Genomic DNA, 15,874 nt, shown 5'->3' on the forward strand with positions numbered 1-15,874 from the left:
CGATGATCTCGGCTTCCCAGCGCCTGTGGCGCACCAGCCCGCTGACCTACATCGCGCTCGTCCTGGCGGTGCTGCTGTCGATCTACCCGTTCTACTACATGGTGGTGATCGGTACCCGCAGCCTGGACTCAATCAACGACGTGCCGCCGCCGCTCACCCCCGGCGGAGCGTTCAACGACAACTTCGGCCGGGTGCTCGACAACGACGCGGCCAACTTCCTCACCGGCCTGATGAACTCGATCATCGTCTCCTCGGTGGTCACCGTGTCGGTGGTGATCACCGGTTCGCTGGCCGGGTTCGCCTTCGCGAAGCTGAGGTTCCGGGGCAGCAACATCCTGCTGCTGGGGATCGTCGTCACCATGATGATCCCGACCCAGATGGGCATCATCCCGCTCTGGAGCATGATGCAGGACCTGGGGTGGTACGACACCCTGTACGCGGTGACCGTGCCGTTCCTGGTCAGCGCCTTCGGGGTGTTCTTCATGCGGCAGTACGCCAGCCAGGCGATCTCCGACGAGCTGATCGAGGCCGGTCGGGTCGACGGCGCCAGCACCTTCCGGATCTACTGGAACATCGTGCTGCCCGCGCTGCGGCCGGCGGCCGGCGTGCTGGGTCTGCTGACCTTCATGGAGACCTGGAACTCGTTCCTCTGGCCGTACGCGATCCTCACCCCGGAGAACCCGACCCTGCAGGTCTCGCTCTCCTTCCTGTCGTACGCGTACTACACCGACTACTCCCAGGTCTTCGCGGCCACCGCGATCGGCACCATTCCACTGGTGCTCGTCTTCATTCTGTTCGGCCGCCAGATCATCGGCGGGATCATGGAAGGTGCAGTCAAGTCGTGAGCAACCCCGCCACCCCACCCGCCGTGGGCGTCCTCGACGAACGCGCGCCGTTGGCCTTCCCGCCCGGCTTCCTCTGGGGCGCGGCGACCGCCGCGTACCAGATCGAGGGCGCGGCGGCCGAGGGCGGCCGTACCCCGTCGATCTGGGACACCTTCAGCCACACCGAGGGCCGGACGGTCGCCGGGCACACCGGCGACGTTGCCTGCGACCACTACCACCGGCTCGGCGACGACGTGCGGCTGATGGCCGAGCTGGGGTTGAAGTCGTACCGGTTCTCGGTCTCCTGGCCGCGGGTGCAGCCGGGCGGGTCGGGTCCGGCGAACGCCGAGGGGCTCGACTTCTACCGGCGGCTCGTCGACGAACTGCTGGCCAACGGGATCGAGCCCTGGCTCACCCTCTACCACTGGGACCTGCCCCAGGAGTTGGAGGACGCCGGCGGCTGGCCGGCCCGGGACACCGCGGCCCGGTTCGCCGACTACGCCCAGTTGATGGCGGACGCGCTGGGCGACCGGGTGAAGTACTGGACGACGCTCAACGAGCCCTGGTGCTCGGCCTTCCTCGGCTACGGCTCGGGGGTGCACGCCCCCGGTCGTTCCGACGGGGCCGACGCGGTCCGCGCCGGGCATCACCTGATGCTCGGGCACGGTCTCGCCGTACAGGCGCTGCGCACGGTCATGCCGACCGCGCAGCTCGGGGTGACCGTCAACCTCTACCCGGTGACCCCGGCCACCGACTCGCCCGGCGACGCCGACGCGGCCCGACGCATCGACGGGCTGGCGAACCGGTTCTTCCTGGACCCGTTGCTGCGCGGGTCGTACCCTGCCGACCTGGTCGCCGACCTGGCGAAGGTGACCGACTTCGGGCACGTGCGGGACGGGGACCTCGCCACCATCGCCACGCCGATGGACGTGGTGGGCGTGAACTACTACAGCCGCCACGTGGTGGCCGCGCCGATCCCCGGCGAAACGCCGGAGAGCTACTGGCGGGACCCGTCCAACTGGCCGGGCAGCGAGGACGTCCGGTTCGTCACCCGAGGTGTCCCGGTGACGGACATGGACTGGGAGATCGACGCCCCGGGTCTGGTGGAGACGCTGCGGCGGGTGCACGAGGAGTACACGGACCTGCCGCTCTACGTGACCGAGAACGGTTCGGCCTTCGTCGACGCGGTGGTCGACGGGCGGGTCGATGACGCGGATCGGCTGGCCTACTTCGACGCCCACCTGCGCGCCTGCCACGAGGCGATCAGCGCGGGCGTCCCCCTGCGGGGATACTTCGCCTGGTCGTTGATGGATAATTTCGAGTGGGCCTGGGGCTACACCAAGCGGTTCGGCATGATCTACATCGACTACGACAGCCAGACCCGCATCCCCAAGTCCAGTGCCAGGTGGTACGCCGAGGTGATCCGACGCAACGGTCTGGCCGCACAATAGGGCGATGACCAGCCAGTAATGGGCGGCCCGGCACCGACGCTGTACCAGGTGCCGGAGCCGCCCGACGTCGGAGGAGTAGACGATGACAACGCAGCGCACCCGGTCGCTCGGGCGCCCGACCCTGGACGCGGTCGCGGCCCGCGCCGGCGTCGGCCGCGGGACGGTCTCCCGCGTGGTCAACGGCTCTCCTCAGGTGAGTCCGGAGGCCCGCGCCGCCGTCCAGCAGGCCATCGCGGAGCTGGGGTACGTGCCGAACCGGGCCGCCCGGGCGCTGGTCACCCAGCGGACCGACTCGGTGGCGCTGGTGGTCAGCGAGTCCGGTGAGCGGCTCTTCGCCGAGCCGTTCTTCGCCGGCATCGTGCGGGGCGTCAGCTCGGTGCTGCTGGAGACGCCGTTGCAGCTCTGGCTGGCCATGGCGCAGTCCCCGCTGGAACGCGAGCGGGTCGAGCACCACCTGACCAACCAGCACGTCGACGGCGTACTGCTGCTCTCGCTGCACGACGCCGATCCGCTGCCGACCCTGCTGGAGGAGCGTGGCCTGCCCACGGTGCTCGGCGGCCGGCCGGCGCGGATGCTGCACCCCGACGCCCAACCGGCCTCCTTCGTCGACGTGGACAACGCCGGTGGGGCGCGGCAGGCCGTGGAGTACCTCACCGGCCGGGGGCGGCGGCGCATCGCCACCATCGCCGGGCCGCAGGACATGGGCGTGGGCCTGGCCCGGCTGTCCGGATACCGGGACGCGGTACGCACCGCGGGCTTCGGCATCAACCCCGACCTGATCGCGTACGGCGACTTCAGCGAGGAGAGCGGCACCGCCGCCATGCGATTGCTGCTGGACCGCTGCCCCGACCTGGACGCGGTCTTCGTCGCCGCCGACCTGATGGCCTTCGGCGCGCTGCACACCCTGCGCGACGCCGGCCGGCGGGTGCCGGAGGACGTCGCCGTGATCGGTTTCGACGACGCGCCCATCGCCCGGCGGGCCGACCCGCCGCTGACCTCGGTGTTCCAGCCGGTGGACGAGATGGGCCGGCAGATGGCGCGGCTACTGGTGGCCCGGATCCGTGGCGACGAGATCCCCGCACCCCACGTCGTCCTGGACACCCAGCTCGTCGAACGCGCCTCCGCCTGATCTCCGCGCCGGCCGTTGCTGGTGCGCTCGACGGCCGTACTCAGGCCGAGGCGGCCCAGCGGCGCAGTTCGCGCTTGGCGAGGCTGGACCGGTGCACCTCGTCGGGGCCGTCGGCCAGGCGCAGCGTGCGGGCCTGGGACCAGAGTGCGGCCAGCGGGGTGTCCTGGCTGACGCCGGCGCCGCCGTGGGCCTGGATCGCCTTGTCGATCACCCACTCGGCCATCGCCGGTGTGGCGATCTTGATGGCCTGGATCTCGGTGTGTGCGCCCTTGTTGCCGACGGTGTCCATCAACCAGGCGGTCTTGAGCACCAGCAGTCGGGCCTGCTCGATGCGGACCCGGGACTCGGCGATCCACTCGCGTATCACGCCCTGCTCGGCGAGCGGCCGGCCGAAGGCGACCCGTTCGGTGGTCCGCCGGCAGAGCAGCTCCAGGGCTCGCTCGGCCATCCCGATCAGGCGCATGCAGTGGTGGATCCGGCCCGGGCCGAGCCGAGCCTGGGCGATGGCGAAACCAGCCCCCTCGACACCGACCAGGTTCTCCGCCGGCACCCGTACGCCGTCGAAGTCGATCTCGGCGTGCCCGCCGTGCGGGGCGTCGCTGTAGCCGAAGACCGTCAGACCCCGGCGGACCGTGACCCCCGGGGTGTCCCGGGGGACCAGGATCATGCTCTGCTGCTTGTGCCGGTCGGCGTCCGGGTCGGTCTTGCCCATCACGATGAAGATCTCGCAGGCCGGGTCCATCGCCCCGGAGGACCACCACTTCCGGCCGTCGATCACGTAGTGGTCGCCGTCGCGGCGGATCGACGTGGCGATGTTCGTCGCGTCGGAGGAGGCGACCTCCGGTTCGGTCATGCAGAACGCCGAGCGGATCTCCCCGGACAGCAGTGGAGCCAGCCAGCGCTCCTGCTGGGCGGGGGAGCCGAACTCGGCGAGCAACTCCATGTTGCCGGTGTCCGGCGCGGCGCAGTTCAGCGCCTCCGGAGCGAGGTGCGGGCTGCGCCCGGTCAACTCGGCCAGCGGGGCGTACTGGAGGTTGGTCAGTCCGGCACCGTGGCGCGGGTCGGGCAGGAAGAGGTTCCACAGGCCGCGCCGGCGGGCCTCGGCCTTCAGTTCGGCGAGCACCGGCGGGCGGGCCCACGGGTCACCGGCGGCGGCCACCTGCGCGGCGTGCACCGCTTCGGCCGGGTGGACGTGCTGCTCCAGGAACTCCATCAGCTCCGCGCGCAGCTGCTCGGTCCGGGTGTCGTACGCGAAATCCATCAGGCATCCTTTACCGAGGTCAGTCCAGTTGCGACCAGCGGAGCCACCAGGTGGCCGATGGTGTCGAAGCCTTCGCCGAGGGTCTGCCCGAGGGTGTGCCGGTAGTGGATGCCCTCACAGATCACGGCGAGTTTGAAGCAGCCCAGCGCCACGTGCCAGTGCAGCGGGCCGACGTCGACGTCGCTGCGGCCGGCGTACCGGTCGATCAGCTCGCTGCCGTCCGGGAAGCCGGCGCGTGGGCCCAGAGCGTCGGCGACCGGGTTGCCGTCGGCTATGTCGCCTCCGCCCAGCACGGTCCAGTACGTCAGCAGCAGCCCGAGGTCGGCCAGCGGGTCGCCGAGGGTGGCCATCTCCCAGTCGAGTACCGCCGTCACCGTCACCGGGTCGACCGTGGCCAGCAGATTGTCCAGCCGGTAGTCGCCGTGCACGATCCGGCCGGCGTTGGCCCCCTCCGGCGCGGTGGCGGCGAGCTGGTCGCGCAGCTCGTCGATGCCGGGCAGGGGCCGGCTCCGGGAGCGGTCCAGCTGCGCGGCCCAGCGGCGGACCTGCCGGGCGAGGTACCCCTCCGGGCGGCCGAAGTCGGCCAGACCGACGGAGGCCGGTTCGACCACGTGCAGCGCCGCGAGGGTGTCCATCATCGCCATGGCGAGCGCACGCCGCTGGTCGCCGGTGAGCCTGTCCGTCCGGGACCGGTCGCGGAACACCTCACCGGTGACCCGCTCCATCAGGTAGAACGGCGCGCCGAGCACGTCGGTGTCGGCGCAGAGCAGCAGGGCCTGCGGCACCGGCACGTCGGTCGGCGCCAACGCCGAGATCACCCGGAACTCCCGGGCCATGTCGTGCGCGGTGGCCAGTACGTGCCCGAGCGGCGGGCGGCGCAGCACCAGCTCCTGTCCGCCGGCCTGGAGCAGGTAGGTCAGGTTCGACCGACCGCCGGCGACCAGCTCGGCCCGCAGCGGCCCGGCGGCCAACTCGGGCCGGTGCGCGGCCAGGAAGCCGCGGAGCCGATCAAGATCTAGACCGGCGGGGGAGTCGGTGGCGGGAGCGGGGTTCCCCTCGGCCGGATCGGTCATCCAGACAGTTCATGGCAGCTCGGGCGGGTTGTCAAGGTCAGGTTTGACCCTAGGGACATGCCGCCGCAACAGGGACGAAATGGTCAACTGCCAGGCTGGGACCAGCCTGCCGGCCACTGCGCCGGCCCGCCGAGCGGAGGGGTTTGAGATGTTGTTGCGCGTTCGGGTCACTCTGCCAGATCGTCCTGGCACCCTCGGCCAGGTGGCGCGCACCCTCGGTGTGTCCGGCGCGGACATCGTCCAGGTGGTCGTGCTGGAACGCCTCGGCGGGCGGGCAGTCGACGATTTCACCGTGGTCTGGCCGGGCGCCGCACGGGTGGAACGGCTGCTGGCCGGCCTGGCGGCGATCCCCGGGGTACGGGTGGACGGGGTGTGGCGGGCGATCGGCGCGCCCACCACCACCGGTCAGGACGCCGAGTTGCTGGCGCAGGTCGCCGCCAACCCGGCCGACGGGCTGGCCACCCTGGTCGACGCCGTGCCCGGGCTGCTCGCCGCCGACTGGGCGGTGGCGGCGATGGTGCCGGTCGACTGGGCGTCGCGCACCGGCGGCGGCGGCGCGACGGTGGGACACGCCAGCTGGCGTACGCCCGTACCACCGCCGTTGCCGGAGGTGACTCCGCTGCGGGCCCGGTCGATGACCATGCCCGACGGCGGCCACTTCGCGGTCGCCCCGTTCGGTCGGGCCGGGCTGGTTCTGGTGGTCTCCCGCGACTACAGCGAGACGCTCGCCCCGGCCGCGTTCCACTCCACCGAGGTCGACCGGCTCGCTCAGCTGGTCCGGGCCAGCGCGGTGATCCTCGGCGACCGGCTGGACCTGGTCGGCACCCCGTCGATCGCCACCAACCCCTGACCAGCCGGGTGTGACGCAGACCGCAGGGCCGATCGCCGCCGGACATGGTGGGGCAACCACCCGGCAACAGCCGCAGGCGAGGGTGGCACGGGAAGGGAGGCAACGATGACGCTGTGGCGGATCCGAGCCACCGTGGACGACCGACCGGGCTACCTGTCGGTGCTCACGGCGAGCCTCGCGTTGCGTGGAGTCAACATCCTCACCGTGCAGGTGCACACCACCGAGCGCGGTGCCGTCGACGACTTCCTCGTCGACGCGCCGGACACCATCGACGAGGCGGATCTCATCGCCGCCGTCGAGCGGGGCCGGGGCCGGGACTGCTGGGTGGCGCGCAGCGAGGCGCGTGGCCTGGCCGACCAGCCGACCCGGGTACTCGGGCTGGCGGCCCGACTGGTCCACGACCCGGACGCGACCGGTGAGGTGCTGCGCGCCCTGCTCGGCGCCGACGAGGTGACCTGGCGGCCCGCGCCGGCCGTGGCCCGCCCGGGAATCGACGGCACGACGATGCTGCTGGCCGACCCGAACGGCGGTTCCTACACCCTGCGCCGCGTCGCGCCGAGCTTCACACCGGCCGAGTACGCCCGGGCACAGGCACTGCTGGAGTTGGGCGCCACGGCGGCGCGGCGCTCCGGCGAGCAGGTCACCGTGGTGTTGCCGGACGGCGCTGAACTGATCGTGCGGCCCGCCGTCGCGGATGACCTGACGGCGGTGGTCGAGCTGCACCAGGCCTGTTCGGCGCGCAGCCGCCAGCGTCGCTACCTGGGCGGCGCGGCACAGCCCTCACCGGCCCGACTGCGCCGGCTGTTGGAGCCGGCCCGCGGGCTGACCCTGGTCGCCGTGACGACCGGCTCCGGCGGGGCGGCGGAGTCGGTCGTCGCGATGGCGAATCTGCTGGCCGAGGGCGACGAGGCCGAGCTGGCGCTGTTGGTGCGGGACGACTGGCAGCAGCGCGGACTGGGCTCGACCCTGTTGCGACGGCTGACCCGGCAGGCCGAATCGGCCGGCTACGCGGCCATGGTGCTGCACGTCCAGGCGGACAACGCGCCGATGGTGCGTACGCTGCGCCGGCTGTCCCGACCGACCGCGGTCGAACGGGACGGCCCCCTGTTGACCATGACCGTGCCGCTGGTCGCCGAGGTGCCGGCGGCGGTGGAGAGCGCCGGCTGAGGCCGGTGCAGCAGACGACCGACCTCCGGTGCGGAGGACGGTGAGGTGGGCGGGGCTCCCGGTGCGGGTGCCCCGCCCACCGCCCTGTCCGAGGGCTAGATGTTCGGGGGCAGCGCCGTCCAGTCGGGGAAGTTGCCGTAGAGGCGGTCGTCGCCGCCCACGGTGACGGCCTGGACCAGCAGGTCGCCGCCGACGAAGGCGCCCTTCCAGGACGCCCCCCGGCCGCCGAAGGGCTCCTCCCGGTCGCCCCGGGAGCGTGGCTTGTTGATACCCACCTTGAAGGCTTGCAGGTCGACCGCGAGCTTGGCCGCTTCGTCGGTGTCGTCGCAGGCCAGGGAGGCGACCAGCGCGCCGTTGGAGGCGTTCATCTGGGCCAGTAGCTCGTCGGTGGTGTCCACCACGACGATGGTGTCGACCGGGCCGAACGGCTCGGCGTGCATCAGCCGGGACCGGCCGGGCGGCGCGAGCAGGACCGACGGCGCGACGTACGCCGAGGTGTCCTGTCCGGCCAGGAACGGCGCACCGTCGAGCTTGCCCCGGTGCAGCGGGACGGCACCGCCGCGTAGCGCCTCGTCGACCTTGCGACGCAGCTCGTCGGCCTTGGCGGCGCTGATCAGCGGGCCGAAGTCCAGCTCGGGCAGTGGGTCCCCGGCGTGCCAGGCCTCCTGCACCGCCAGTGGGTGGCCGAATCGGATCGATCGGACCACCGGCAGGTACATGTCGAGGAACTCGTCGACCAGGTCCCGCTGGACCACGAACCGGGGGTACGCGGTGCAGCGCTGCTTGCCGTACTCGAAGCCCTTCTTCAGGTGGGCGGCGAGCAGGTCCCACTGGGAGAAGTTCCAGACGCCCCAGGCGTTGAGGCCCTCCTGCTCGATGAAGTGTCGCTTGTTCGAGTCGAGCAGCGCGGCGGCGACCTTGCCACCGTTGGAGCGTCCGCCGACGAAGGCCACCGCGCCGATCTCCAGGGCCCGTACCAGCACCTCGGAGAGCGCCTCGCCGCTGCCGGAGATCAGGGTCGCGGGCAGCCCGGCGCGGTGCAGCAACGCGTGTGCCACGGTCAGACACACCGCGCCGCCCTGGGATGGCGTCTTGGCGATGACCGCGTTGCCGGCGAGCAGCTGCACCAGTTCGGCGTGCACCAGCACGCTCATCGGGTAGTTCCACGAGGCGATGTTGCTGACCGGGCCGGGCAGCGGTTCGCGGCCGTCGGCGAGCATCCGGTCGATCTCCCCGACGTACCAGCGCACACCGTCCAGCGCCCGGTCCACGTCGGCGCGGGCCAGCCGCCACGGCTTGCCGATCTCCCAGACCAGCAGCAGGGCGAGCAGGTCGCGGTGCGCGGTGAGGGCGTCCAGAGCGTCGGTGACCCGGGCCTTGCGCTCGGCCAGCGGCGTCCGCGCCCAGGCGGCGTGCGTGGCCGCGGCGTGGGCGACCGCGTCGCGGGCGGTCTGGGCGTCCAACCGGGGCAGGTTGACCAGCACGGTGTTGTCGACCGGGGTACGCACCGGGGTGGGTTCGCCGATCGCCCGCCACCGGCCGGTGACCAGGTTGTGCAGCGTGGTGACGCCGTTGACCGGGTGGTCGAACGCCTCCGGGGTGGCGGCCACCGCCCGGGCGAGGGTGTCGGACCAGGAGGTGCCGTCGGCGAGTCGTAGAGCCATCGCGATCTCCTCAGGTGGACGGGCCGGCGGCGGCATCGACGGGTGCCGCCAGGTGCCGGGTACTGTCGCGTGCCGCTGAGCGCGACGGCAACAGCACGTTCCGTATCGCAGGACATCGGGCGTGACTGTCTCCTCAGTGGACGATCTGACGTCCCTTCGGTCAATCTGCTCCCACCTGCCGATCCGTCTCCGTGTCTATCGATGAAAATCGATAGTGTGATGATTCCCCCTTTGTTACTGACGAGTACGGCAGTGCCGCACTCCGGTGTCATCCGGCGCGACCTCGCTCTTCACAAGGCGGTGACCTGCCCGATACATTGCTGAGTATCCATGGGAGCGCTCCCGGTCCTGCTGGAGCTGCCCGCCACGCATCGACAGGAGCAGTCGCATGCACCACCACCGACGGCCGTGCCCCGCCCACGGCAACCAGCGCCGACCTCGGCCGCGCCTCGACCAGCCCCGGCCACCACACCGCCCCGACCAGCCCTGGCCGCGTCGTCTGCGCAGCGCCGCGACGGCGTTGGCCGCCGGGCTCGCGCTCGCGATCGGTGTACCCGCTGCCGGTGCCGCCGCCGCGCCGACCGACGGGGCGGCGACAACTGCCGCCGCCGCACCCGCCTTCAACTACGCGGAGGCGCTACAGAAGTCCCTGCTCTTCTACGAGGCGCAGCAGTCCGGGCCGCTGCCGGAGTGGAACCGTGTTTCCTGGCGCGACGACTCCGCCCTGCGCGACGGTGCCGATGTCGGGGTCGACCTGACCGGGGGCTGGTACGACGCCGGTGACCACGTCAAGTTCGGCTTCCCGATGGCGTTCAGCACCACCATGCTCGCCTGGGGCGCGGTGGAGTACCGGTCCGGGTACGCCGCCTCGGGCCAGCTGACCCACCTGCTCAACAACCTGCGCTTCGTCAACGACTACTTCGTCAAGGCCCACCCGTCACCGAACGTCCTCTACGGACAGGTCGGCAACGGCGACGCCGACCACAAGTGGTGGGGACCGGCCGAGGTGATGCCGATGGCCCGGCCCGCGTACAAGATCGATGCGAGCTGTGGCGGCGCGGACCTGGCGGGGGAGACGGCCGCGGCGATGGCGGCGTCGTCCATGGTCTTCCGGCCCACCGACGCCGCCTACGCCGACCGGCTGCTGACCCACGCGCGGCAGCTCTACACGTTCGCCGACACGGTGCGCAAGAACTACCACGAGTGCATCACCGACGCGACCAGCTTCTACCGCTCCTGGAGCGGTTACCAGGACGAGTTGGTCTGGGGAGCGATCTGGCTGTACCGGGCCACCGGCGACGCCGCGTACCTGGCCAAGGCGGAGAGCGAGTACGACCGGCTCGGCACCGAGCCGCAGACCACGACCCGCTCCTACAAGTGGACCGTGGCCTGGGACAACAAGCAGTTCGGGGCGTACGTGCTGCTGGCCAACCTGACCGGTAAGCAGAAGTACGTCGACGACGCCAACCGGTGGCTGGACTTCTGGACCGTCGGGGTGGGTGGGGAGCGGGTCCGGTACTCGCCGGGCGGGATGGCCGTGCTCGACTCCTGGGGCGCGCTGCGCTACGCGTCCAACACCGCCTTCGCCGCGCTGGTCTACAGCGACAAGACCACCGACGCGACCCGCAAGACCCGCTACCACGACTTCGCCGTGCGGCAGATCAACTACGCGCTCGGCGACAACCCGCGCAACTCCAGCTACGTGATCGGATTCGGGGCGAACCCGCCGAAGAACCCGCACCACCGCACCGCGCACGGCTCCTGGTGGGACAGCATGACCGTGCCCACCGAGACCCGGCACACCCTGTACGGCGCGCTGGTCGGCGGCCCGTCCTCGCCGAACGACGCGTACACCGACAGCCGGTCGGACTACGTGATGAACGAGGTCGCCACCGACTACAACGCCGGCTTCACCTCCGCGCTGGCCCGGCTGACCCAGGAGTACGGCGGCACGCCGCTGGCCAACTTCCCCGTCCCCGAGCAGCCCGACATCGACGAGCTGACCGTGGAGACCACGGTGATGCAGAACGAGCCACGGTCCACCGGCATCAAGGCCATCATCTACAACAAGTCGGCCTTCCCGGCCCGGGCGTTGACCGACGCGAAGTTCCGCTACTACGTCCGGGTCCCCGGGCTCGGTCTCTCACCGTTGCAGGTCACCCCGGGCTACACCCAGGGCTGCCCGGCGCCCAGCTCCGCCCGGAACGTCAGCGGCGATCTCTGGTACGTCGAGGTCGACTGCACCGGGCACACCATCGCCCCCGCCGGCCAGTCACAACACCGGATGGAGGTGCAGTTCAAGGTCGGCGTGCCCGAGGGCGTCGCCTGGGATCCGAGCGACGACCCGTCGTACCAGGCCGCCGCCGGGCCGAACCGCAACGTGCCGCTCTACGTCGGCGGCGCGCGGGTGTGGGGTGAGGAGCCGGCGTCCGGCACGGACACCACGCCGCCGACCGTCCCCGGCACGCCGGTGGCGACCTCGGTCACCTCCCGCTCGGTGAACCTGACCTGGGCTGCGTCCACCGACGCGGGCAGTGGGATCGACGTCTACCTCGTCAACACCCATGTTCTCGGCAGCGACACCTACAGCTGGTACCCCTCCAGCACGAACTCGCTGGTGCTCAACGTGTCCCCGGCCCGCACCTACGAGATCACCGTGCAGGCTCGGGACAGGGCCGGCAACACCTCGCCCGCGTCGCCGAAGCTGACCGTGACCGTCCCGGCGGTCGACGACGGTGACACCGTCCCGCCGACAACGCCGGGCTCGCCGACGGTCTCGGCGATCACCACGACCGGTGCCACGCTGAGCTGGGCCCCGTCGACCGACAACGTGGGGGTGACCGGGTACCGGGTCTACCGGGGGCCGGCGCTGGGTGACGTGCTGGTCGCCACGGTCACCGGAACCACGTACGCGGCGACCGACCTGCAACCCCAGAGCACGTACTCCTTCTACGTGGTGGCGGTCGACGCCGCGGGCAACACCTCGCCGCCGTCGCAACGGGTGACGGTGACCACCTCGGCGCCGCTGCCCACCTCGCCCTGCCGGGTCTCCTACGGCAGCAACGACTGGAGCACCGGCTTCACCGCGAACATCACCATCACCAACACCGGCACGACCGCGATCAACGGCTGGACCCTGGCGTTCAGCTTCCCCAACGCCGGGCAGCGGGTCGGCCAGGGCTGGTCGGCCACCTACGCCCAGACCGGGGCGGCGGTGACCGCCACCAACCTGTCGTACAACGGCAACCTGGCTCCGGGCGCGTCGGTCGGTATCGGCTTCAACGGCACCCACACCGGCAGCAACCCGAGGCCCACCACCTTCACGCTCAACGGCTCCACCTGCACCATCTCCTGACCTCAGCGACGGCGGGTCCGGGTGCACCCACCCGGACCCGCCGCCCGTTGGGCGTGTCGACCAGATCTTGGAAGGTTTCCGTCAGCTCCTGACGGAAATTTTCCAAGATTGGAGCCGCGCAGACAGCGCGGGCTCCTACCCGTCCGGCCGCCAGCCGGCAGCGAGCAGGGCGCGGCGGACGGCGTCGGCGACCTCGTCCGGTCGGGACCGGACCAGCCACGCGGGGAAGCGAAGGATGCGGTCGCCCGTCGTCCAGACGTCGTTCTGTCGCCGCATGTCGTCCGCCCACTGGCGTACGTCCATGTGATGCGCCCCGTCGATCTCCACGTGCAACCCCCATTCCCGCCAGTACGCGTCCAACCAGCGGGTGCGTCCGGCCGCGTCGGTCCGAGGTTCCTGCAGATCGGGGCGGGGCAGACCAGCGCGGCGGCAGAGCCGGACAAAGTCGATCTCACTGAGCGCCTGGGCGCCCCCGGCGATGTCGTCGATGGTCTGCCGGATCAACGCCCGTCGGCGCGCCCGGGGCAGTACGTCGAGCACGGCGGCTAGCTCCTCGGGCAGCACCCGCCGCTGCTGGCAGCCCGCGGCGAGTACCTCCTGCGCCGCCCGCGCCGACGGTGCCCAGCTGGCCGCGTCGACCAACGCGCGTGCGGTCGTGGTCCGGGGCGGCCGGCCGACCTGGAGATGCGCCTCGGGCAGCACCGACGTCCGGTGCACCAACACCGCGGGCATGTCGATCGGCAACCGACGCAGGACGCTACGGCTGACGCGTCGGGCCGCCGGCATGAGCACGTGCAGAGGCTCGGAACGCAAGCCTCGTACCCCCGCTTCGAGGGCTGCGGTGACACCGGCGAGCACCGCACCCGGCCCGGCGGCGAGGACCGCAACCCACAGTTGCTGGTCCCGAGTGAGCCGCCCGTTGCCGGTGAGCAGCAGACCGTGACTGATCGAGCGCCACCCGCCCGTGCGGATCCTGCCGCGCACCTTTCCCTCGGGCAGGACGCTGAGGGCCTGGGTGCTGGTGAGGACGCCGGCCTGCTCGAACGCCAGCCACTGCAGGGGATCGGACCGATCGTCGGGGATGGCGGGAGGCATCTGGCGACTCTGGCCGCGCCACCACACCCGGTGCCACCAGATCTTGGACAGTTTCCGTCACGTCCTGACGGAAACTCTCCAAGATTCGCCGGGTGGGCACGACCCTGGCGGGCCGGTCAGTCGGACAGGTCGGCGGCGAGCAGGTCCATCAGCAGGCCGTCGTGCCAGCGGCCGTCCTCGCCGCGCTCGTAGTGGCGCAGGATGCCGACCGGACGGAAACCGATCTTCGCGTACGCCCTGATCGCGGCGGTGTTGGCCGCCGCCGGGTCGATGGTGAAGCGGTGGTGGCCGTCGGCGTCGATCAGGTGCCGGATGACGGTGCGGATGGCGTCTCCGGCGAGCCCGCGGCCGTGTACCGACGGATCCAGGAAGATGTCGATGCCGGCGTGTCGGTAGTCCGGGTCCTCCTCGGCGTGCCACTGGATCGCCCCGACCACCCGGCCGCCGTGCTCGATCACGTAGACCGACGTGTCCTCCTCGGCAAGGCTCTCCTCGACGGCCGCGACCAGGTCGTCGCCGCCGCGCCACCAGCGGCGTACCTCAGGCGTGGCGCGGATCGCCGCCAGCGCGGGTACGTCCTCGGGGCCCGCCGGCCGCAGCGTCACCGTCTGTCCGCGCAGCTCCATGCTCAACCCCGTGACTCTCCGTGCTCGACGCAGGCCGCGGTCCAGCCGACCGGCAGCACCTGCACCTTCATCCGGCGTCGGCAGTGGGAGCAGAAGCGCGGCGGCTCCAACGACCGGGCAGCCGCGCACCTGTCGTGCGTACCGGTCGCGGCGGCTGCACCGCACCGGTCGCACCACGGGGCCGGCGGCTGGCGATCGCCCATCAGCGTCACAGGGTCGCCGAGAGCGCCTTGACCGGCATCTTCAGCTCGTCGAGCAGCTTGAGGTCGTCGGTCGCCGGCCGGCCCAGGGTGGTGAGGTAGTTACCGACGATCACGGCGTTGATGCCACCGAGCAGCCCGTCCCGGGTGCCGAGGTCACCCAGGGTGATCTCCCGGCCGCCCGCGTACCGCAGGATGGTGCGCGGCATGGCCAACCGGAACGCGGCGATGGCCCGCAGCGCGTCCTTGCCCTCGACCACCGGCTGGTCGCCGAGCGGGGTGCCGGGGCGGGGGTTCAGGAAGTTCAGCGGCACCTCGTGCGGGTCCAACTCGGCAAGCTGCGCGGCGAACTCCGCCCGCTGCTCCACCGTCTCGCCGAGGCCGAGGATGCCGCCGCAGCAGACCTCCATGCCGGATTCCCGGACCATCCGCAGGGTCTCCCAGCGCTCCTCCCACGAGTGCGTGGTGACCACCTTCGGGAAGTGTGACCGGCAGGTCTCCAGGTTGTGGTTGTAGCGGTGCACGCCCATCTCCACCAGCTCGTCGACCTGCTGCTGGGTGAGCATGCCGAGCGAGGCGGCCACCTGGATGTCGACCTCGGCCCTGATCGCGGCGACGCCCTCGCGCATCTGCTTCATCAGCCGGGCGTCCGGACCGCGCACCGCGGCCACGATGCAGAACTCGGTCGCCCCGGTCGCGGCGGTCTGCTTCGCCGCCTTGACCAGCGAGGGGATGTCCAGCCAGACCGAGCGTACCGGCGAGGTGAACAGGCCGGACTGTGAGCAGAAGTGGCAGTCCTCCGGACAGCCGCCGGTCTTCAGCGACACGATGCCCTCGACCTCGACCTCCGGGCCGCACCAGCGCATCCGCACCTCGTGGGCGAGCTGGAGGGCGGCGGGCAGATGCTCGTCGGGCAGGTTCAGCACGGCGAGGACACCGGCCTCGTCGAGACCGACGCCGTTGTGCAGCACCTGGTCCCGGGCCTGGTCGAGGATCTCTGGCATGGCACGTACCCTACAAGGCCACTTTGCGGGCGGGAAACGAGCGCGGGCGGCGGGCCCGGACCCGGGTCGGCGTGCTGCGGCGAGCCGCACCACGCCACGCCGGGGGAGGCCGGCCGGGTGGTAACTTCGCCCGGCGGAAGCGCCTGACGGGCGGGGACCGGCGGGGAAGGGACGT

The 15,874-nt window shown here is 71.5% G+C and carries 13 protein-coding genes; 6 read left to right on the plus strand and 7 right to left on the minus strand.

Annotated features, from left to right (window positions below):
• Window positions 1-2: 2 nt before the first annotated feature.
• From BMY89_RS02190 to BMY89_RS02200, 3 genes are all read left to right on the plus strand, one after another.
• Window positions 3-845 (plus strand): carbohydrate ABC transporter permease, encoded by an 843-nt coding sequence (locus tag BMY89_RS02190; protein WP_092374029.1) that lies wholly within the window; start codon window positions 3-5, stop codon window positions 843-845.
• A complete protein-coding gene (locus tag BMY89_RS02195; RefSeq protein ID WP_092374032.1) occupies window positions 842-2,275 on the plus strand; it encodes a GH1 family beta-glucosidase in 1,434 nt (477 codons plus the stop codon). Before BMY89_RS02190 ends, BMY89_RS02195 begins: the two co-directional genes overlap by 4 nt.
• A gap of 82 nt (window positions 2,276-2,357) precedes the next feature.
• On the plus strand, window positions 2,358-3,404 hold the full coding sequence (locus tag BMY89_RS02200) for a LacI family DNA-binding transcriptional regulator (RefSeq protein WP_092374035.1): 1,047 nt from the start codon (window positions 2,358-2,360) through the stop codon (window positions 3,402-3,404).
• Window positions 3,405-3,444: 40 nt separating this feature from the next.
• On the opposite strand, the gene BMY89_RS02205 is transcribed toward BMY89_RS02200, so the two are convergent.
• Both BMY89_RS02205 and BMY89_RS02210 read right to left on the minus strand, forming a co-directional pair.
• Entirely contained in the window at window positions 3,445-4,665 is a 1,221-nt protein-coding gene (locus BMY89_RS02205) for an acyl-CoA dehydrogenase family protein (protein WP_092374039.1), read from the minus strand.
• Window positions 4,665-5,738, minus strand: a complete 1,074-nt coding sequence (locus BMY89_RS02210) for a phosphotransferase family protein (RefSeq protein WP_092374042.1) — start codon at window positions 5,736-5,738, stop codon at window positions 4,665-4,667. Before BMY89_RS02210 ends, BMY89_RS02205 begins: the two co-directional genes overlap by 1 nt.
• 148 nt (window positions 5,739-5,886) lie before the next feature.
• On the opposite strand from BMY89_RS02210, the gene BMY89_RS02215 reads away from it, so the two are divergent.
• A complete protein-coding gene (locus tag BMY89_RS02215) occupies window positions 5,887-6,588 on the plus strand; it encodes an ACT domain-containing protein (RefSeq protein ID WP_092374045.1) in 702 nt (233 codons plus the stop codon).
• A gap of 105 nt (window positions 6,589-6,693) precedes the next feature.
• The gene (locus tag BMY89_RS02220; protein WP_092374048.1) at window positions 6,694-7,755 is read left to right on the plus strand and encodes a GNAT family N-acetyltransferase; all 1,062 of its coding nucleotides are present in this window, start codon (window positions 6,694-6,696) and stop codon (window positions 7,753-7,755) included.
• 95 nt (window positions 7,756-7,850) lie between these two features.
• On the opposite strand, the gene BMY89_RS02225 is transcribed toward BMY89_RS02220, so the two are convergent.
• Complete coding sequence (locus tag BMY89_RS02225) at window positions 7,851-9,419, minus strand: aldehyde dehydrogenase family protein (protein ID WP_092374051.1); 1,569 nt, start codon at window positions 9,417-9,419, stop codon at window positions 7,851-7,853.
• Between the two features lie 388 nt (window positions 9,420-9,807).
• Between BMY89_RS02225 and BMY89_RS02230 the strand changes: the two genes are divergently transcribed.
• Window positions 9,808-12,774, plus strand: a complete 2,967-nt coding sequence (locus BMY89_RS02230; protein ID WP_092374054.1) for a glycoside hydrolase family 9 protein — start codon at window positions 9,808-9,810, stop codon at window positions 12,772-12,774.
• A 135-nt stretch (window positions 12,775-12,909) separates the two neighbouring features.
• Here BMY89_RS02230 and BMY89_RS02235 read toward each other — a convergent pair whose 3' ends face one another.
• From BMY89_RS02235 to bioB, 4 genes are all read right to left on the minus strand, one after another.
• Entirely contained in the window at window positions 12,910-13,869 is a 960-nt protein-coding gene (locus tag BMY89_RS02235) for an endonuclease domain-containing protein (RefSeq protein WP_092374057.1), read from the minus strand.
• Window positions 13,870-13,985: 116 nt separating this feature from the next.
• A complete protein-coding gene (locus BMY89_RS02240) occupies window positions 13,986-14,495 on the minus strand; it encodes a GNAT family N-acetyltransferase (RefSeq protein WP_092374061.1) in 510 nt (169 codons plus the stop codon).
• A gap of 2 nt (window positions 14,496-14,497) precedes the next feature.
• Window positions 14,498-14,698, minus strand: a complete 201-nt coding sequence (gene bsaP / locus BMY89_RS31435; RefSeq protein ID WP_092375400.1) for a biotin synthase auxiliary protein BsaP — start codon at window positions 14,696-14,698, stop codon at window positions 14,498-14,500.
• A gap of 5 nt (window positions 14,699-14,703) precedes the next feature.
• Window positions 14,704-15,699 carry a biotin synthase BioB gene (gene bioB / locus BMY89_RS02250; protein ID WP_092374064.1) on the minus strand — a complete coding sequence of 332 codons (996 nt, stop codon included), beginning with the start codon at window positions 15,697-15,699 and terminating at the stop codon, window positions 14,704-14,706.
• Window positions 15,700-15,874: the final 175 nt, after the last annotated feature.

The organism is Micromonospora phaseoli, assembly GCF_900109115.1.
In the GTDB taxonomy this organism is placed as follows: Bacteria; Actinomycetota; Actinomycetes; order Mycobacteriales; family Micromonosporaceae; genus Micromonospora; species Micromonospora phaseoli.